Here is a 19,175-nt window from a genome sequence, read left to right on the forward strand (position 1 = left end):
GATATAGATTTTAGATATTTTTAACTCGATTAATTTCAGAAAGGTACAAAGGTAACACTTCCATTAGTTTTTTCTTCGCATCTTTTAAAGTTCCCGTAGAAAAACGTCCACCTGAAGCATTCTTATGTCCACCACCTTCAAAGTATTTAGAGGCGAATTCATTTACGGCGAAAGGTTCTATTGATCTAAAAGATAGCTTAACGCCATCAGGACGCTCAATCATCAGAATTGACCAAACACATCCGGCAATTTGTAAACCATAATTTACGATACCTTCCGTATCTCCCGCTTGGGAATTAAATTTTGTTAAATCCTCGGCTGTAATCCACATAAATGCCAGATGATACTCGGGTAGGTAGTCCATTCTTTGGCCCAAAACGTGACCGATAAACTTCAAACGATCGATACTAGACGAATCAAATACCTTGCGATGCACTTCGTTTGTATTCACACCTAAACGGATAAGAGCAGCCACCACAGTATGTACATGTGCTGTTGTATTAGGATGTCGGAATGACCCTGTATCGGTCATAATACCTGAATAAAGGCAAGAGCCTATCGATGGATCTAGCAAACTTTCATCCCCCCATTCGAGGATTAAATCATAGATTAATTCACACGTAGAGGCCGCAACGGTTCGATGGTAATAATAATCGCCAAAATCTTCCGGATCCAAGTGGTGATCAATTACCACCTTTTTAGCTCTCGACTTACGCACCAAAGGTGCCATATTATGCAATCTTTGGATGCCTGAGAAATCCAAACAGAAAATAAAATCAGCTTCCTCCACTAAGGCATCGATTTGCACCTTGTGAACCAGCTCGTCATAAGCCAAGATATCAGCAGCTCCGGGCATCCACTTTAGATTAGCCGACACGGCAGAGGGTACCGCCACCGTTGCCTGAATACCTTTTTTAACTAAATACCCCTGAAAAGCGAGAGTAGAGCCAATTGCATCCGAATCCGGATTGTAATGGGCAGTGATCACGGCTTTCGTACCAGGAATAAGTTGGGCTTTTAACTCAGAGATGGAGGTCATATAATGGGCTTGCCAGAAATAAATTTGGGCGAACGCAAAGTTAGAGATAAATTTGTAGAAAATTATGCCAATGCCTACAAATAGAACTTTCACTATGATCAAGCCAGATGCAGTTGCAGACGGCAATACTGGTCCCATCATTCAACAAATTGAAAAAGCAGGATTTAAAATTCTTGCGATGACAAAATTAAAAATGACTCCTGAACAAGCCGGTCAATTTTACGCGGTTCACAACGAGCGTCCTTTCTATCAAAGCCTGTGTGATTACATGTCGCAAAGCGAAATCATCCCAATGATTTTAGAGAAAGAGAATGCAGTGGAGGATTTCCGTGCACTAATAGGAGCCACAAACCCAGCTCAAGCTGCAGAGGGCACTATCCGCCGTTTATTTGCCAAATCGATTGAAGCCAATGCGATCCACGGATCAGATTCTAATGAGAATGCAGCTATTGAGGGTGCGTTCTTCTTCCCAGGAGTTTAAATTTTAGCGGTGCTTGTAGAATAAAAATCCATTCTCTTCTTTTAGGAAGATCAAGTTCGGGTGGTATTTGAATTTATCCTCTGCATCCGCTTTCAGAATGAAATAAGCCGGTCTATCCAGCTTTTTCGCCGTCAATAATTCATCGCCCGCGGGACTCCCTGCGGGCTTTTGAAAATACAAAAGGTGCGCGTAGGACTTGAATCCGATGGGTTCGATGTAGACTTTTTGGCCAGCTTTCGCGATATAAAAATCAATCACGGTCGCCTGCGTATATCCTTCAATTTTAGGCACAACTATCGCCATATAAGCCATAATCGTTACTAACGAAGCTGCCATTAAGGTATGCAACTTCTTTGTCAACAAGTAATAAATCACAACAGCCGCAAACGCAACACCGATCAAAAATTCCCATCCTGCCCAATACACCGGCGCCTGCAAATTACCTTGCACGAATACGTCTTTGATGTAAGGAGCGATGAGGCCCGCGTTTTGGCCAATTAATGGAACCGCCGTTAACACCATTGCTAAAAGTAATCCCACAAAGCCGATCGCCGTGTTGTACTTCCAATTAAAGCGAAATCCACCTGCCTGCCATTCTTGCAGTACCACAGCAGAGAAATAAGTCAACGGAATCCAACACATGGAGGAATAGTGTACAATTTTCGTCTTCACAATACTGAACAGAATCAAAACCACCCAAAACAAGACTTTCATCCAGTTCGAGAAGTCTAATTCCTCGCGCTCCCAACGAAACAACCGAGCCCCCGCCCAAATAGATACGGGGAAACAACCGATCAACAAGATTACAAAATGGTAATAAAACGGCTGACCATGTCCGGCATCCCCGGTAGTCATCAAGCGTACCTGGTAGCTAAAGAAATCTTCAATGATCTGCCAGCCAAACTTGTAGGCAATCAAACCATACCAAGCCACAAAGAAAAATAAAGAGATCAATCCCGCAAGCACCGCCCCCATAAACAACCGCTTGTTCACCCGAGAACGGTACAGAATTCCGACGAACAGGAGGGTCAAAGCCCAGAGGAGCAAAGCCGCGGGACCTTTGGTCAACAAGGCTAAACCAATCGAAATCCCAGCGAATAGGACATTTCTAAAGCGCGTCGAATCCTGAAAGAACTCCGAAAAAAAATAGACACCTAAAAATATCAATAAATTGAAAAGCGGATCGATAATTCCGGAACTCGCATACACATGTGGTGTAATGGCAACCAAATAAGAGAAGGCCCATAGATTCCCAAAATTAGCGCCCCAGGTCTTCTTCCCAATCGCGTGAAGCGCCCAAAGTGTCACAATCCCAATGATCGCATTGGGAAAACGCGCAGCAAATTCCATCGAAATATCCGATTGTCCCGAAAACGAATCAAAGGCCATAAAACTCAAAGCCTGCAACCAAAGGAATAAAGGCGGCTTCTCCCAGAAGGGCTGAAAGTTAATTTGGACGCTTAAAAAATCCCCCGTCACGATCATCTCCCTCGCAGACTCCGCAAAATTAACCTCATCCCAGTCGAACAAATGGGTCGACCCTAAAAAAGGAATATAGACTGCCGCTCCCACGAGCGCCCAGAAAAGGTAAGGTTTACTTTGAACCGCTCTTAGCATAGTGAATCGAATAAAATAAGGCCGAAGAGCCTAGTCCGATGGCTGCTCCCACCAGGGTGTCCACCGGAAAATGTTGAAATAAATAGACTCTAGAGTAGGCCACACCTACGGCGATTAAACCTGCCAGCGCTCCCCAAAACCAGCGACGCAACAGCACCGCCACCCAAAAGAACATAAAAAAGGCTGCACCCGTGTGACCTGAAGGCATCGAATTGTATTCGCTAATCAATAAGCCTGGAACAAGATGCCATTTAACACCGGAACTAGCAAAATAAGCCAGAGGACGCAACGCATCCGTAAATACCAGATGCTTTAATCCCTGAATCAAACCCGTAGACAAGGCATACGAAAAGACATAAGGCAAAGCATAGGCTTTTTGAAAACGAAACAAGTAAATCAAAAGTAAAATAGGCAGAACGACTTCAGCCGTTGCAGTCAACGCTTGAAAGGTCATGTCTGCAAGAGGGGAGTTATTTTCGTTGATGAGCTGAAGCTGATCGAGACGCTGGTAGGCGCTGACAAAAAACCAACCGAGTACTTCGTAAAAAATAAAGATCCCTAAAAAAGCTTTCACAGCCGGACTCCAATGCTTCATGCCTCGAAATTACGAATTTGTTCAGCGCAACTATTGCTGTTTTCGAATATTTTCGTAATTTCGCATTCTTTTTTACCCAAGAGTGAAAATGAACGTCCTAGAAGCATACCAGATACCGATACTTTCTTTAGAGGATAAAGTATACCCGTATTCCTTCACTGGGAATGATGAATTTTTCGCTGCTTTCGAGCAGGAATGGGTTCAAAAAGGCGAATTTAACGCAAAAGCGACGTTAGATAAATCGGCCACCATGATTCAGGTAAGACTGGAAATTGAGGGCCATTTGAAATTAATTTGCGACAGATCAAATGAGGAATTTGAATTCACCATCCACCTTGATGAGAAGATAATTTATAAATATTCGGATCACAATGAGGATATGGGAGACAATTTATTCTTGTTAGATAGAAAGTCGCCTAAATTAGATTTATCGCAAGATTTATTTGATTTCATTGCCTTGCAGGTGCCCATGAAAAAGTTGCACCCGCGGTTTGTGAAACCTTTAGAAGAGCATGTAGATGGGGAGTTGATTTATACAACAGACCCAGAAGATGAAAATAAAGCTGATCAAGAGCCAGAAATGGATCCTAGATGGGCAGCATTAAAAAAATTAACAGACAATAATTAATAAATAACAATACCATGGCACATCCTAAAAGAAAAATCTCTACTACTCGTCGTGATACAAGAAGAGCGCATGATTTCGGGACTCCTAAGCATTTAGGAGTAGATCCTCAAACAGGCGAAACTCACCTTTACCACCGTGCTCACGTACATGAAGGTAACTTGTTCTACAAAGGAAAAATGATCGTAGAAGGATTCACGGTTAAGTAATTCCCTGATAGACTGCAGCTTTACACCTTTTTTCAGAGAACCTGAAAAAATCCCGTTAAAATGCTATTTTTTGACTAAATTTAATGCTATTTTTGCCAAAAGCTTTAGTAATTAAACATAATTAAATGAAAATAGCCGTTGATGTGATGGGTGGGGATTATGCTCCAGAAGCTGTAATAGAAGGAATACTTTTAGCGTTACCAAGTCTTTCAAACGACGACACCATATTAGCCGTAGGTCCTCAGGACACCATTGAGCAATTAGTAGCGAAACACGGGTATGCTGGCAAGCAAATTGTCATCATTCCTGCAGATCAAGTAATTGAAATGGGTGAACATCCGACTAAGGCACTATCTCAAAAACCCAATTCCAGCATCGGAGTTGGGTTTCATCTTTTAAAAGAAGGCAAAGCAGACGTCTTTGCTTCAGCAGGAAATACCGGCGCGATGATGGTCGGATCTTTATTTTCTGTAAAAACCATCGAAGGAATTTCTCGCCCAGCGATTGCTGGTTTCGTTCCACAAGAGGACGGCACCTATGCTCTAATGCTAGATATTGGCGCTAATGCAGATTGCAAGCCTGAGATGCTAGATCAATTCGCTCTTTTAGGATCGGTATACTTTGAAGCAACGACTGGCAAGAAAGCCCCGCGCGTAGGTTTAATGAATATAGGTGAAGAAGAGCAGAAAGGAAGTATCCTTACACTTGCAACCCATGCCCTTTTGAAAGAGAACAAGAAGATCAACTTCATTGGAAATTTAGAGGGAAAAGACTTTTTTAAGAACAAAGCAGATGTGATTGTGACGGATGGATTTACGGGAAACATTATTTTGAAGATGGGCGAATCCCTGTACAAAATAATGAAAGACCAAGGAATCACGAATGACTTTGTGGAAAATACGAATTACGAAAAATACGGCGGTAGCCCGATTATCGGGATTAACGGGAATGTGATTATTGCGCACGGGGCGTCGAGTCCTTTGGCAATCAAAAACATGATCAAATTATGTAGATCCGTCGTAGAATCAGATGTTTGCGGAAAGATTAAGGCCGCCATCGAGAACATATAATCATTATGAGCCAAAAAATAAGTGCAGCCATCACCGGAGTCGCAGGATATGTACCGGATTATGTGCTGACGAATCAAGAATTAGAAAAAATTATTGATACAAACGACGAGTGGATCACTTCTCGCACCGGCATCAAAGAAAGACGTATATTGAAAGGCGAAGGCCTGGGAACGTCTTTTATGGGGGCTAAAGCGGTAGAGGATCTCTTGAAGAAAACCAATACCAAACCCGAAGAGGTAGATATGGTCATCTGCGCGACGGTCACTCCAGATTACTTTTTCCCTTCCGCTTCGAACTTGATCTGCAAGGCAGTAGGCATCCGTGAAACGGCTTCCTTTGACTTAGCAGCAGCTTGTTCTGGTTTCTTGAACGCCTTAGGTGCAGGTACCGCCTTCATCGAATCAGGTCGTTACAAGAAAATCGTGGTAGTGGGTGCGGACAAAATGTCTTCGATTGTGGATTATACGGATCGTACGACGTGCATTCTTTTTGGAGATGGCGCGGCAGCGGTGATGTTAGAACCGAATTTCGAAGGTTTAGGCGTACAAGACTTTATCTTGAAATCTGATGGAGAAGGATGTGAGTCCTTAATGCAAAAAGGCGGCGGTAGCGCCTACCCTCCTACAGTGGAAACAGTGGAAGCAAAATGGCATTACATTCGCCAAGAAGGGCAATCCGTATTTAAATTTGCGGTGACGCGTATGGCAGATGTTTCGGCAGAAATCATGGAGCGCAATCACTTAACGGGTGATGATATTAAATACTTAGTTCCGCACCAAGCGAACAAACGTATCATTGATGCGACAGCAAATCGCATGGGTGTGAGTGATGATAAAGTGATGTTGAACATCCAGAAATATGGAAATACGACGGCGGCGACAATTCCGCTTTGTCTTTGGGATTACGAAAACAAACTAAAAAAAGGAGATAATCTGATCTTAGCGGCCTTCGGTGGAGGTTTCACATGGGGATCAGCTTACGTTAAATGGGCATACGACCCTAAATAATAAGAAATGGCAACTACAGCAGACATTAAAAATGGCATGGTGATTAAATACAATGACGACTTATACTCGATCATTGAATTCCTTCACGTAAAACCAGGAAAAGGCCCAGCATTCGTTCGGACTAAATTACGTTCTTTAACTTCAGGGAAAGTAATCGATAATACCTTTAACTCAGGGGTAAACATTTATCCTGTACGTGTGGAGCGCAGAAAATTCCAATTCATCTACAAAGATGAGTTTGGCTATAACTTCATGGACCAAGAATCTTTTGAGCAAATCCTATTAGGTGAAAACCTTTGTGTAATGGCAGATTTGATGAAAGAAGGACAAGAAGTAGAGATTTTGATCAATACAGAAAACGATGCCGCTTTATCTTGTGAATTGCCTCCATTCGTAGAATTGAAGGTAACTTACACGGAGCCAGGCGTTCGTGGCGATACGGCTAACTCTCCTAAAAAACCAGCCACGGTGGAAACAGGAGCAACGATCACCGTGCCTATTTTCATCGGACAAGATGAAGTAATTAAAGTAGATACAAGAACCTATTCATACGCTGAGCGTGTAAAATAATTAGCTACCTTTGTAGCGTTTAATTAACAAAAAGAATGGATACTAAAGAAATTCAACGATTACTCGATTATATCGCTAAATCTCCATTAGCTGAGGTTAGCATCGAAACAGAAGGTTTAAAAGTTTCTGTTAAGAAACACGGAGAAGCAGCACCGGTAGTTAGTGTGGTTTCAGCAGCACCAGCGGCGGCTCCAGTTTCCCCAGCTCCGGCGGCGGCAGCACCAGCGGCTCCAGTTGCAGCAGCACCGGCTCCCGTGGCAGATAACTTATACACAGTTAAATCACCTATGATCGGTACATTCTACCGCGCAGCTGGTCCAGATAAAGATAATTTCGTAGAAGTAGGATCAGAAATCGCTCCTGGGAAGACCTTGTGTGTGATCGAAGCGATGAAATTATTTAACGAAATCGATTCAGAGATCTCTGGAAAGATCGTTAAGATCTTAGTTGATAATGCGAGTCCAGTAGAATTTGATCAGCCTTTATTCGTGGTTGAAAAAGCGTAATCTATGTTTAAAAAGATATTAATAGCGAATCGCGGGGAAATTGCCTTGCGTATTATTCGGACTTGTAAGGAGATGGGCATCAAAACGGTGGCCGTTTTCTCTACCGCCGATCGCGACAGTTTACACGTTCGCTTTGCGGATGAGGCCGTTTGTATCGGACCGCCGCCCAGCAGACAATCTTATTTGAGTATTCCCGCGATCATTTCGGCTGCAGAAGTAACTGGAGCAGATGCGATACACCCGGGTTACGGATTTCTTTCTGAGAACGCGGAATTCTCGCGTATTTGTTCAGAACATGGGATTAAGTTCATCGGCGCTTCGGCGGACATGATTAATTCGATGGGGGACAAAGCCACAGCGAAAGACACGATGAAGAAGGCAGGAGTTCCGGTTATTCCCGGTTCTGACGGCTTGATCGACACCGTAGAAGAAGCAAAAGAATTAGCAAAAGCCATTAAATACCCAGTAATCATCAAGGCTACGGCGGGTGGTGGTGGCCGTGGAATGCGTATCATCCGGGAGGAGTCAGAATTTGACAAATTATGGGAAGATGCGAAGATGGAATCAGCGGCGGCTTTTGGAAACGATGCGATGTACATGGAGAAATTCGTGGAAGAGCCTCGTCACATTGAGATTCAGATTGTGGGAGATAAGTTTGGCAAAGCATGTCACTTATCAGAACGCGATTGCTCGATTCAGCGTCGTCACCAAAAATTGTGCGAAGAAACTCCATCCCCTGCCCTTTCGGAAGAATTGCGCAAGAAAATGGGTGAGGCAGCAATTGCAGGTGCTACAGCCATCGGTTACGAAGGCGCGGGTACTATTGAGTTCTTAGTGGACAAAAACGGAGATTTCTACTTCATGGAGATGAATACCCGTATCCAAGTAGAGCACCCGATCACGGAAGAAGTTACGGATTTCGATTTAATTAAGGAGCAAATCAAGGTAGCAGCAGGTATTCCGATTTCGGGCCAAAACTACTTCCCTAAATTATTCGCTCTAGAATGCCGGATTAATGCAGAAGATCCAGCGAACGGTTTCCGTCCATCGCCAGGTAAGATCACGAATCTTCACCTTCCAGGCGGCCACGGCGTTCGCATTGATTCTCACGTCTATTCAGGTTATACGATTCCACCGAATTACGATTCCATGATTGCGAAAGTGATTGTTTCGGGCCAAAGCCGTGAAGAAGTTCTTCTTCGCATGAAGCGTGCTTTGCAAGAATTCGTGATCGAAGGTATCAAAACAACGATTCCTTTCCACATCAAGTTAATGGATGACCCTACGTTTAAGTCGGGTCAATTCACGACGGCTTTCATGGAAAGTTTCGATTTGAGTGACTTATAATTTTCCGTATTAAAAAGAAAAGGGAGGCCCAAAAGGTCTCCCTTTTTTATTAGAAACCTATTTGATAGCCGGCAAAGACATCCATCTGTTTGCTATTGCTCTGCAAAGCCGTGATGATAGAACCTGAACCTAAGTAAAAACCAGCTACTCGAATTCCCAATCCACCATTAATTCCTGTCACCTCATGGTTAGTCCAGGGTGTATAAATTTCAAAATATTTTGTCTGAAAACGGGGAATGACAGTAAAGGTGTTAGGACTCGTAATCTCTTTATTTCCTTCCCCTTGCCTAACGTTGTATTGTGCGTTCACATCTAGATTCAATCGATTAAGCGCCCGAATAGAGGCATAAGCTTGCACAGTTGTAGGCAATTTTATCGGAACATCTGAATTGGATTGACCTTCTTTCGTCATATAACCACTTGAAATCAAAAGCCCCTCTAGTTGGGTTAAGCTAGAAATAGTTGCCAGACTGAATAAATTAAATCCAGGTTTAGCCGTAGTGGGAGCTGGAATATTAACAGTGTAGTCTACCGAATTAATCTTTTTAGCCTGATAAACTAAACTTCCTAAGTTCTTAACAGATGCCCCCACACTAATAAGGGGAACTTTTTTGTCATTCAGATATTGATAAGACAATCCAAAATCAATTGCAACGCCACCAAATTCACCCCAAATCGCACTGGTGAAATCACTTGGATTCGCAAAGCTTTTGGCAAAATTACTCGTATAGGCTAAATTCAACTTAGTAGATGTATTTATCAAATTAGCCTGTGGTGGAAATAAATTATATTTAATGGTTCCAGAAAACTTAGTAAGCCCGATGTTCGCATAAGAAGCCGGAAAGAGAAGCGACATGGCGAAACCTGCGCTCAATTGATGATTTGCCTTATCTACAATCTTCCGAGAAGCAGCAAAATTAACTTGTCCCCAACTCGAGGAGTTAATGCGTTGATTGTATCGATTCGACAAGGGAAATGTCCCTAAGGTCAATAGGGCATTACTATAAATTGAATTCATTAAATCCACATCTAAATCGATAATATTGGCTTTAAGGAATGCTTTAGTAAGTACCCCAAAACCCCATTTTTTATATCTAAATCCTACACTTGGGCCTAAAAATTCAACGTTAACATCTAATGCCAAGGGTGTACCAGAGGAAAAAAGGGCACTTTGCGCCGACTTTCCACTTCGTATATCCGAAATCGACATCTTATTATTTCCAAAGGAAAGAGAGGTCCCTAATAAATTGAATTCTACCTTATTGGTCAAATTCGTTAATTCAGCAGGATTGTAGGCTGCATTAAACATTCCCACCCGTTTCGTCGACATCATTCCTGCGAAATGAACCTGTGCTACCAAAGCCTGACAGGACAAAAGTGTAAGGAATAAGTAGACCGTAATTTTCTTCATGACTAATAGAACTGTAAAAGGTTATAAAGTTCGTTATTTTTCAATTAATTCCTTTGCGCAAAACATTTTAAATTAGACACTTGCATATCAAATGAAGATTTTATAAATTTGCACTCCCATTTTTCGATTGAATGCCCGTTTGAAAGATAAAATAGGTCATAATCAATTCCTTTAGACAAATTCCGTGGTCTAGGTGGAAACGATTCAAACAGTTAAATTATAAACAAGTGGATACTTTAAGTTACAAAACCATCTCCGCAAACAAAGCTACTGTACAGAAAGCTTGGTTTGTTGTAGATGCTGAAAATCAAGTTTTGGGACGTGTTTGTTCTGAAATTGCGAAAATTATTCGTGGAAAGCACAAGCCTTCTTACACTCCACACGTTGATTGCGGCGATCAAGTGATCGTTATCAACGCGGACAAAATTCGCTTAACTGGTAAGAAAATGACAGACAAGGTGTATATCCGTCACACGGGTTACCCAGGTGGTCAACGTTTCGCAACTCCACGTGAGGTTTTAGTTAAAAACCCAAGAGGTGTTGTAGAATCAGCGGTGAAAGGTATGTTACCTAAAAATCGTTTAGGTCGTGAATTATTCAACAACCTATTCGTTTATGCAGGACCAGAACATCCTCACGCAGCTCAACAACCTAAAGCACTTACCTTTTAACGGACACTAAGAAAATGGCAGAAATAACAAGTAAAATCGGTAGAAGAAAGACGGCAGTAGCGCGTATTTCGATGACACCAGGTAAAGGCCAGATTAAAATCAACGGCCGTGTATTAGCTGATTACTTCCCATCTGAAATTCTTCAGATTGTTGTTAATCAACCTTTCGCTTTAACGAACACAGTAGGTTCATTTGATGTAACAGCTAACGTAGATGGCGGTGGAATCAAAGGACAGGCTGAAGCGCTTCGTATGGCGATTTCACGTGCACTTCAAACGCAAGATGCTGAATTACGTTCTCCTTTGAAAAAAGAAGGCTTCTTAACTCGTGACCCACGTATGGTGGAGCGTAAGAAACCAGGACGTGCGAAAGCTCGTAAGAGATTCCAATTCTCTAAGCGTTAAGATTTGTTCGTGGAAAAGGCTTGTCTGTTGCCGATGCCTTTTCCACCTTTTTATTATTCACACATTTAAACAACCAAAATGGCACAATTAAGCTACAACGACTTGCTTGACGCAGGCGTTCACTTCGGTCACTTGACTCGTAAGTGGGATCCTAAAATGGCTCCATACATCTTTATGGAGAAAAATGGTATCCACATCATTGATCTTAATAAAACTATCTCTTCCTTAGAAGAAGCTTCAGCAGCTCTTCGTTCTATTGTACGTTCAGGCCGTAAGGTGATGTTCGTTGCAACGAAGAAGCAAGCACAAGAAATTGTGACGACAGAGGCAGATAAATTAAAAATGCCGTACGTAACTGACCGTTGGTTAGGTGGTATGTTGACTAACTTCGCGACTGTACGTAAGTCTATCAAGAAGATGTCTAGCATTGATAAAATGTTAAAAGACGAAGTTATCGTAAAGACAATCGCTAAGCGTGAGCGTTTAATGTTAACTCGTGAAGAAGAAAAATTAAAGCGTGTGTTAGGCGGTATCACTGAATTAACTCGCCTTCCAGCGGCTTTATTCATTGTTGACGTTAAGCGTGAGCACATTGCGGTTTCTGAGGCTAAGAAATTAGGTATCCCAGTTTTCGCTATGTGTGATACAAACTCTAACCCAGACTTAGTTGACTATCCTATCCCAGCGAATGACGATGCTTACAAGTCTATCTCTATCATCATCACAGCTATTTCTAAAGCGATCGAAGAAGGTCTAGCTGAAAGAAAGCAAGATAAGGATGATGCTCGTGAGGCGGAAGAAGTAGAAGCTAAAAAAGCAGCGGACGACGATTCACAAGAGGCAGCTAAGGTAGCGGCGAAATACGAAAAAGAAGCAGAACAAGAATAAATATTCATAACATGTCAATTACAGCAGCAGACGTTAATAAGTTACGCCAAATGACTGGCGCAGGAATGATGGATTGCAAGAAAGCTTTGACTGAAGCCGATGGTGACTTCGAAGCAGCAGTAGATATCCTTCGTAAAGCAGGTCAAAAAGTAGCAGCGAAACGTGCGGACAATGAAACAAATGAAGGTGTTGTTTTAGTAGCACTTAATGCGGATCACTCAAATGGTAAATTAATTGCTTTAGCTTGCGAAACTGAACCAGTTTCTAAAGTAGCAGACTTCAATAACTTAGCGAAAACAATCATTGACAAAGCAGCAGCGTCTCACGCTCCTTCAGCGCATGATTTATTAGCTGAGCCATTAGCAGATGGACGTTCAGTAGAAGGTCACATCATCGAGCTAACAGGTAAAATTGGAGAAAAAATCACATTAGCCGCTTACGAAAACGTATCAGCGGAGAAAGTGGTTTCTTACATTCACTCAAATAACAAAATCGGTGTTTTAGTAGCATTCGAAAACGTTCAAGGAGTAGATGTATCTGAAGTAGGTAAAGATATCGCCATGCAAATCACCGCTATGAAACCTGTCGCTTTAGACAAGGATGGCGTAGATGCAGAAACGATTGAAAGAGAAATCGAAATCGGAAAAGATCAAGCACGTCAAGAAGGTAAGCCTGAGGCGATGCTAGAGAAAATTGCGGTTGGTAAATTAGAGAAGTTCTACAAAGAATCTACTTTATTAAACCAACAATTCGTAAAAGACTCATCGATCACGATTCGTCAACTATTAGAGCAAACACAGAAAGGTTTAACGATTTCATCGTTCAAACGTATCTCTTTGGTTTAATTCCTCGAGAATTTATTGGAAAGACCCACCCGAAACGGTGGGTCTTTTTTTTGTTAGAAAAAATCCACTGGAAGCACATTTGGGGTTGATAGAATGCGGGACATTTTCTAACTTGTAGTTGAATTTAATTTCTGAAAATTTCAACGCACGAATGGCATTAATCAGCATCTTAGGTGGAGGAGAAAGTGGTGTAGGAGCCGCTCTATTGGCTAAATCAAAAGGGTTTGATGTATTCTTGTCTGACTCCGGAGTGCTGAAGTCGACCTATCAAGAGACACTTCGTGAAAATCAGATTGAATTCGAGACCGGAACTCACTCATTAGACCGTATTTTAACATCGGACGAGATCATTATCAGCCCCGGTATTCCAGAGAAAACAGATATTGTTAAGGCCATCAAGGCAAAAGGAATTTCTTTAGTTTCAGAAATAGAATTTGCTGCCCGTTATACGAAGGCCAAAATCGTAGCCATCACGGGATCGAATGGAAAAACGACCACTACCCTGCTGACGTATCATTTCTTGAAATCAGCGGGCCTTAAAGTAGGTTTAGCAGGTAATATCGGCCAGAGTTTCGCGAAGCAAGTGATGGAAGATCAGCACGAGGTGTATGTCCTAGAAATTTCCAGCTTCCAATTAGATCGCTGCTTCCAATTCAAACCAGATGTAGCCGTATTATTAAATATTACTCCGGATCACCTAGATCGCTACGAATACAAATTTGAAAATTATATTGCCTCTAAGTTTCGGATATTCCAAAATGCGGACGCTAATACAAGTTGCGTATTTTGGGCAGATGACGAAGTGCTAAAGGCAAACCTAGCTTATATTTCAGCAAGTGCGCGTGTAAAAACGGTTAGTTTCAACACAAAAGCAGACGCCTATATTACGGCGGACAAAATTCAATTCGAAGGAACTGAGCTCAATTTAGCAGATGCTCCACTGAAAGGTCCGCATAATGCCATCAACATGGCAGTCGCTATGTTAGCGGCACACGAGGCAGGTGTATCATTTACACAAATGCTACATTCCTTAGCATCCTTCGAAAATGCACCGCATCGTTTAGAATCGTGTGGTGTCTGGGATGGAGTTGAATTCATCAATGATTCCAAAGCAACGAATGTCGATGCGGTTTATTATGCCTTAAATAGCTATAAACAACCTTTAATCTTGATTATGGGAGGAGTGGACAAAGGAAATGAATATGAAGTTTTAGATCCACTAGTGAAGGAAAAAGTCAAAGGGCTCATTTGCTTAGGAACAGATAATGCGAAGTTAGAGACTCATTTTGGCGGCATGGTTCCACAACTTTTTGCAACAGACTCTTTAGAAAACGCTGTAAAAAAAGGAATGGAATGGGCTACCTCTGGTGATGTAGTTTTGCTCTCTCCTGCCTGTGCTAGTTTCGATTTATTTAAAAATTATGAAGATCGAGGAGATCAATTTAAAAGCACTGTTAAACGTTTGATCCATGGATAGTAAAATCAGAGCCTTTTTTCAAGAGCACCTGAAAGGGGATTATAAGATTTGGTTGATCGTATTTATTTTAAATGCGTTTGGATTATTGATTCAGTTCTCTGCGAAGGCGAAGCTGACGATGGATGGACCTTTTGAGCCACTCTCGAGTTTCATTAAAACCTTGGTTATTTTAGGCATTTCGTTCTATTTAATGTCCTATTTCTCTAAATCAAACTATAGCCGGGTGGCTAAGTTTAGCGATTTAGCCTTGTTCTTATCTTGGGGCCTCGTGATGGTCGCCTATATTTTTGGAGCCACAAAAGGAGGTGCAAACCGCTGGGTTCAGTTAGGCCCTATTTCATTTATGCCCTCGGATATGGTTAAATTATGCCTGATTACGAGCTTAGCAAAAGACTTTTCCTCTAAACAGGCTGACCCGGAATCTTATAACACCGTGATGTTTATTCGCATGCTATTCAAGATTGGAATTTCTTGCTTTTTGATTATGCTTTCGAACTTTTCGACAAGCGTTTTGATTTTCTTAACAAGTATCATCCTGATGTTCTTTGGGCGAGTTCCTGCAAAACAAATTGTTTTAATTATCACAGCTGTTGCCATCATTGGAATAACGGTGGTTTCCTTAGGAATTGGTCAAAGAGCCCAAACGGTAAAAACCAGGATTGAAAACTATGTCCAAAGTATTGGCAAAAATGAAACCAAGGCAAATAAGGCAAAGAACGAGGATTACCAAATCACCCGAAGTCTATACGCCATTGCGACCGGTGCGATTCATCCCAAAGGGCCAGGAAAAAGCCAGCAGCGGTATATCTTATCCCAGGCAGAATCCGATTTCGTTTATGCCATTATCATTGAAGAATATGGGATTGTCGGAGGGCTCGCTATTCCGCTCTTGTTTCTGATTTTTATGTACCGAGGGGCGAAGGCCATTCAGTATAGTAATAAACCGTTTGGAGGCTTATTGTCTGCCGGATTAACCTTCTCCATCGTCTTCCAGGCTTTCATTAATATGCTGGTGGCTGTGGATGCAGGTCCAGTTACAGGCCAACCGATGCCGATGATTTCAGCCGGGGGAACCTCATTGATATTTACAGCTATTTCTATTGGCCTGATTTTAGCCGTTAGTAAGGATAAAGATCCGGAACCTGCTCAACCCTCTGCCCTCGCCTAATGCCTATTAAACGCGTCATCATTTCAGGAGGAGGAACGGGGGGACATATTTACCCAGCCATTTCGATCGCGAATGCGATGAAGGAAATCGACCCTTCTTTGGAATTCTTGTTCGTAGGGGCTGAAGGAAAAATGGAAATGGAGAAAGTACCTAAAGCTGGCTTTCAAATCATCGGTCTTCCCATTGTAGGCATCCAACGAACGCAGGTTTGGAAGAATGTATTCTTCCCTTTCAAGTTATTCATGAGCCTCTGGAAATCCCTTAGAATCATCCAAAATTTCAAGCCAGATGTCGCTGTAGGCGTAGGAGGTTATGCTTCTGGTCCGCTCTTATTAGCTGCGCGGTTTTTAGGTATCCCTTATTACATTCAAGAACAAAATTCCTTCGCCGGTATTACCAATAAGGCATTGGCAGCGAAGGCGGAGCATATTTTTGTGGCTTATCCAGGCATGGAAAAATTCTTCCCTGCGCATAAAATTACGCTCAGTGGGAATCCTGTTCGCAAGGACTTAATCGATGCTGCAGGCAAAAAAGCACAGGCAGCAGTGCATTTCAGCTTAGACCCTTCCAAAAAAACGATTTTAATCATCGGTGGTAGCCAAGGAGCACGCACGATCAACCAAGGAATCCTAGCTGGCTTAGACCGATTAACAGATGCTGGGGTGCAAGTAATTTGGCAGACTGGTATTGCTTTTGAATCTACAGCCAAGCAAGCTGCTAGTGGACATAAAAATACCTACGTATCTGCTTTTATCTACGAAATGGATCTAGCCTATGCCATGGCCGATTTAGTCATATCCAGAGCCGGAGCCTCTTCAGTCTCTGAAATTTGCTTGATCGGCAAAGCGAGTATCCTAGTCCCACTTCCGAGTGCCGCAGAAGATCACCAAACCGAGAATGCGAAAAGCCTCGTTTCACAAAACGCAGCCATTCTTGTGCGTGACGCAGAAGTGAAAGAAAATTTAATCACAGAGGCGTTAACAGCACTTCAATCAGATTTGACTACCCTAGAAAAAAATAGTCTTCGTTTAGCTAAGCCAAACGCAGCCCACGAAATTGCCCAATCCATTTTACACGCATGAAGAAAGAGTTAAGCCTAAGCGATTTAAAACAAGTCTATTTTTTAGGAATAGGTGGAATCGGTATGTCAGCGATCGCGCGCTGGTTCTTGCACAATGGATTTCCGGTAGCAGGTTACGATAAGACAGAGAGTCCCTTGACGAAGAAATTAGCGGAGGAGGGCATGGTAATTCACTATGAAGACGCTATCGATTTAATTCCCGCAGCATGCCTAGAAGATGTGGAGCATAGCTTGTTTATCTATACTCCAGCGATTCCGAAAGATCATGTGGAGATGAATTATTTACTTTCCAAAGGTATCCGCCTCTACAAGCGATCGGAAATTTTAGGTTGGATTACCCAACAGATCCCTACCCTCGCGGTAGCTGGAACCCATGGAAAAACGACGACTTCGTCGCTTTTAACCCATTTGTTAATCAGCGCTAAGAAAAATGTAACTGCATTTTTAGGAGGGATTACAGTGAATTATGGAACTAACTTCATCCCCAACCACTCTAAAGAAAATATCGTGTGTGTGGTCGAGGCAGATGAGTACGACCGATCTTTCCTGACCTTGCATCCACAAGCTGCCGTAGTCACTTCGACAGATGCGGATCACCTAGACATCTATGGAGATGGTGATTCCGTTTTAGAGAGTTTCCAATTGTTTGTCAACCAAATCAAGTCAGAAGGCTTTTTCATCCAAAAAAAGGGCTTGACTTTGCATTCTGAATTAGGAGACACCACTTTTGGAATTGATACAGGTGACTTCAAGGCGCATAACATCCGGATCGAAGATCACCGAATGATTTTTGACATGAGCTACCCTGGAGGCGAGGTGCTTAATATACCGATGCGTATTCCGGGATTTCACAACATCGAAAATGCCTTAGCCGCCGCTGCTTTAGCGATGCAGGTAGGTGTAACTGGTGAAGAGATCAAAATAGGCATTGCTTCTTTCCTAGGTGTTAAACGCCGCTTCGAATACCATGTAGAATCAGATGAGCACGTTATGATCGATGATTATGCACACCATCCTACAGAAATAGCAGCTTGTCTAAACTCGGTTAAGGCACTTTACCCGGGAGAAAAAATAACGGCCGTTTTTCAGCCGCATTTATTCTCTAGAACGAGAGACTTTATTGATGACTTTGCCAAAAGCTTAGCCATCGCCGATGAAGTTTATTTATTGGATATTTATCCAGCACGCGAATTGCCTATGGAAGGCGTTACATCGGATTGGTTATTAGGCAAAATCGATTTAAAAAATAAACAGGTTATCTCTAAAACGGACTTATTACAAGTGATCGACGCTAAAAAACCGAAATTATTAGTAACGATGGGTGCAGGAGATATCGATCTTCTTTTGAATGATTTAAAATTGAGCTTATCTTAGTATAATTTTTTAAAATGAAGGCAAACGCGGCGTTAATCAAGCAAGTAATCGGGATGGTAATTCTATTCACCCTGGTGCTATCTGCTGTCGTATTTGCGGAGATCAGTTTTAATGAAGTCGTTTGCAAAGGAGTAGAAATCACACTTGACTCTGAAAACGAAAAGGCCCTTTTAAGCAAGAAAGACATCAAATTAATGGTATCTGAGCAAGGGACGGAGTACTTTTTAGACAAACCAATTACCCAAATCTCCCTGCGTAAAATAGAGGAACGAATTAAACGCATACCCCTGGTGAAATCCTGTGAAGCACACCATGATTTCAGCGGAGTCATCTCTGTTTCAGTAAAAGAGTATAAACCCATCGCCAGAATCGTACGTTCCACCGTAGGAACTTCCCCTTATCCAGATCAATACATATCAGAGGATGGAAAATTCATCGGTACCAGTCCATTATTTACTCCCCGAATTATAGTCACTGGAGGTGCTTACTTCGATGGCAAGCGGGACTTGCAGGACAAGCGAGGAAAAACGTTAATTCCATTTTTTCAATTCATTGAAAATAATGAATTTTGGAAAGCTCAGATCTCTCAAATCATTGTCGCTAAAGACGGTGGAATCGTGTTAATTCCGACCATAGGAACGACAAGAATTGATTTTGGACTACCCATCAATATTGAAAACAAGTTTAAAAAATTGTTCATATTCTATCAAAAAATTATCCCGAATAAAGGCTGGAATAAATACAGCTGGGTGCAGCTGAAATATAAGAATCAGCTTATTTGCGAATAATG

The 19,175-nt window shown here is 42.1% G+C and carries 21 protein-coding genes; 17 read left to right on the top strand and 4 right to left on the bottom strand.

Features of this window, described 5'->3' with window-relative positions; translation table 11 throughout:
* Positions 1–10: 10 nt before the first annotated feature.
* Positions 11–1,039 carry a DHH family phosphoesterase gene (locus tag ACRZ9O_RS06535; protein ID WP_459457529.1) on the bottom strand — a complete coding sequence of 343 codons (1,029 nt, stop codon included), beginning with the start codon at positions 1,037–1,039 and terminating at the stop codon, positions 11–13.
* A gap of 70 nt (positions 1,040–1,109) precedes the next feature.
* Here ACRZ9O_RS06535 and ACRZ9O_RS06540 point away from each other — a divergent pair, with 70 nt between their 5' ends.
* Positions 1,110–1,520 (top strand): nucleoside-diphosphate kinase, encoded by a 411-nt coding sequence (locus tag ACRZ9O_RS06540; protein ID WP_459457531.1) that lies wholly within the window; start codon positions 1,110–1,112, stop codon positions 1,518–1,520.
* Between the two features lie 3 nt (positions 1,521–1,523).
* Here the strand turns inward: ACRZ9O_RS06540 and ACRZ9O_RS06545 are convergent, their stop codons facing one another.
* Together ACRZ9O_RS06545 and ACRZ9O_RS06550 are read right to left on the bottom strand one after the other, a co-directional pair.
* Positions 1,524–3,137 carry an ArnT family glycosyltransferase gene (locus ACRZ9O_RS06545; RefSeq protein ID WP_459457533.1) on the bottom strand — a complete coding sequence of 538 codons (1,614 nt, stop codon included), beginning with the start codon at positions 3,135–3,137 and terminating at the stop codon, positions 1,524–1,526.
* Complete coding sequence (locus tag ACRZ9O_RS06550; RefSeq protein ID WP_459457535.1) at positions 3,115–3,732, bottom strand: phosphatase PAP2 family protein; 618 nt, start codon at positions 3,730–3,732, stop codon at positions 3,115–3,117. The genes ACRZ9O_RS06545 and ACRZ9O_RS06550 overlap by 23 nt, the downstream gene beginning before the upstream one ends.
* Positions 3,733–3,820: 88 nt before the next feature.
* On the opposite strand from ACRZ9O_RS06550, the gene ACRZ9O_RS06555 reads away from it, so the two are divergent.
* From ACRZ9O_RS06555 to accC, 7 genes are all read left to right on the top strand, one after another.
* Positions 3,821–4,360, top strand: a complete 540-nt coding sequence (locus tag ACRZ9O_RS06555; RefSeq protein ID WP_459457537.1) for a YceD family protein — start codon at positions 3,821–3,823, stop codon at positions 4,358–4,360.
* 14 nt (positions 4,361–4,374) lie between these two features.
* Positions 4,375–4,566 carry a 50S ribosomal protein L32 gene (gene rpmF / locus ACRZ9O_RS06560; RefSeq protein WP_130895023.1) on the top strand — a complete coding sequence of 64 codons (192 nt, stop codon included), beginning with the start codon at positions 4,375–4,377 and terminating at the stop codon, positions 4,564–4,566.
* Positions 4,567–4,691: 125 nt separating this feature from the next.
* Positions 4,692–5,636: a phosphate acyltransferase PlsX gene (gene plsX, locus ACRZ9O_RS06565; protein ID WP_459457539.1), complete on the top strand. Its 945-nt coding sequence runs from the start codon at positions 4,692–4,694 to the stop codon at positions 5,634–5,636.
* 5 nt (positions 5,637–5,641) lie between these two features.
* Positions 5,642–6,643, top strand: a complete 1,002-nt coding sequence (locus ACRZ9O_RS06570; protein WP_459457541.1) for a beta-ketoacyl-ACP synthase III — start codon at positions 5,642–5,644, stop codon at positions 6,641–6,643.
* A gap of 6 nt (positions 6,644–6,649) precedes the next feature.
* On the top strand, positions 6,650–7,213 hold the full coding sequence (gene efp, locus ACRZ9O_RS06575) for an elongation factor P (RefSeq protein ID WP_459457543.1): 564 nt from the start codon (positions 6,650–6,652) through the stop codon (positions 7,211–7,213).
* Between the two features lie 35 nt (positions 7,214–7,248).
* Complete coding sequence (accB, locus tag ACRZ9O_RS06580; RefSeq protein ID WP_459457545.1) at positions 7,249–7,719, top strand: acetyl-CoA carboxylase biotin carboxyl carrier protein; 471 nt, start codon at positions 7,249–7,251, stop codon at positions 7,717–7,719.
* Positions 7,720–7,722: 3 nt separating this feature from the next.
* Positions 7,723–9,066, top strand: coding sequence for an acetyl-CoA carboxylase biotin carboxylase subunit (gene accC / locus ACRZ9O_RS06585; protein WP_459457547.1), 1,344 nt, complete (start codon positions 7,723–7,725; stop codon positions 9,064–9,066).
* 49 nt (positions 9,067–9,115) lie between these two features.
* Here accC and ACRZ9O_RS06590 read toward each other — a convergent pair whose 3' ends face one another.
* Positions 9,116–10,477 (bottom strand): hypothetical protein, encoded by a 1,362-nt coding sequence (locus ACRZ9O_RS06590; protein WP_459457549.1) that lies wholly within the window; start codon positions 10,475–10,477, stop codon positions 9,116–9,118.
* Between the two features lie 227 nt (positions 10,478–10,704).
* On the opposite strand from ACRZ9O_RS06590, the gene rplM reads away from it, so the two are divergent.
* The 9 genes from rplM to ACRZ9O_RS06635 all read left to right on the top strand — a co-directional run bounded on the left by rplM (position 10,705) and on the right by ACRZ9O_RS06635 (position 19,173).
* Positions 10,705–11,148 (top strand): 50S ribosomal protein L13, encoded by a 444-nt coding sequence (rplM, locus tag ACRZ9O_RS06595; RefSeq protein WP_459457550.1) that lies wholly within the window; start codon positions 10,705–10,707, stop codon positions 11,146–11,148.
* A 14-nt stretch (positions 11,149–11,162) separates the two neighbouring features.
* The gene (gene rpsI, locus ACRZ9O_RS06600; protein ID WP_130895016.1) at positions 11,163–11,552 is read left to right on the top strand and encodes a 30S ribosomal protein S9; all 390 of its coding nucleotides are present in this window, start codon (positions 11,163–11,165) and stop codon (positions 11,550–11,552) included.
* A gap of 78 nt (positions 11,553–11,630) precedes the next feature.
* Positions 11,631–12,440: a 30S ribosomal protein S2 gene (gene rpsB / locus ACRZ9O_RS06605; RefSeq protein ID WP_459457553.1), complete on the top strand. Its 810-nt coding sequence runs from the start codon at positions 11,631–11,633 to the stop codon at positions 12,438–12,440.
* A gap of 11 nt (positions 12,441–12,451) precedes the next feature.
* Positions 12,452–13,285 carry a translation elongation factor Ts gene (gene tsf, locus ACRZ9O_RS06610; RefSeq protein WP_459457555.1) on the top strand — a complete coding sequence of 278 codons (834 nt, stop codon included), beginning with the start codon at positions 12,452–12,454 and terminating at the stop codon, positions 13,283–13,285.
* Between the two features lie 151 nt (positions 13,286–13,436).
* Positions 13,437–14,762 carry a UDP-N-acetylmuramoyl-L-alanine--D-glutamate ligase gene (murD, locus tag ACRZ9O_RS06615; protein WP_459457557.1) on the top strand — a complete coding sequence of 442 codons (1,326 nt, stop codon included), beginning with the start codon at positions 13,437–13,439 and terminating at the stop codon, positions 14,760–14,762.
* The gene (locus tag ACRZ9O_RS06620) at positions 14,755–15,930 is read left to right on the top strand and encodes an FtsW/RodA/SpoVE family cell cycle protein (protein ID WP_459457559.1); all 1,176 of its coding nucleotides are present in this window, start codon (positions 14,755–14,757) and stop codon (positions 15,928–15,930) included. Before murD ends, ACRZ9O_RS06620 begins: the two co-directional genes overlap by 8 nt.
* Entirely contained in the window at positions 15,930–17,012 is a 1,083-nt protein-coding gene (gene murG, locus ACRZ9O_RS06625; RefSeq protein WP_459457561.1) for an undecaprenyldiphospho-muramoylpentapeptide beta-N-acetylglucosaminyltransferase, read from the top strand. Before ACRZ9O_RS06620 ends, murG begins: the two co-directional genes overlap by 1 nt.
* On the top strand, positions 17,009–18,385 hold the full coding sequence (gene murC, locus ACRZ9O_RS06630) for a UDP-N-acetylmuramate--L-alanine ligase (RefSeq protein ID WP_459457563.1): 1,377 nt from the start codon (positions 17,009–17,011) through the stop codon (positions 18,383–18,385). The genes murG and murC overlap by 4 nt, the downstream gene beginning before the upstream one ends.
* Positions 18,386–18,399: 14 nt before the next feature.
* Positions 18,400–19,173, top strand: coding sequence for a cell division protein FtsQ/DivIB (locus ACRZ9O_RS06635; RefSeq protein ID WP_459457565.1), 774 nt, complete (start codon positions 18,400–18,402; stop codon positions 19,171–19,173).
* Positions 19,174–19,175: the final 2 nt, after the last annotated feature.

Source organism: Aquirufa sp. HETE-40SA (genome assembly GCF_054558635.1).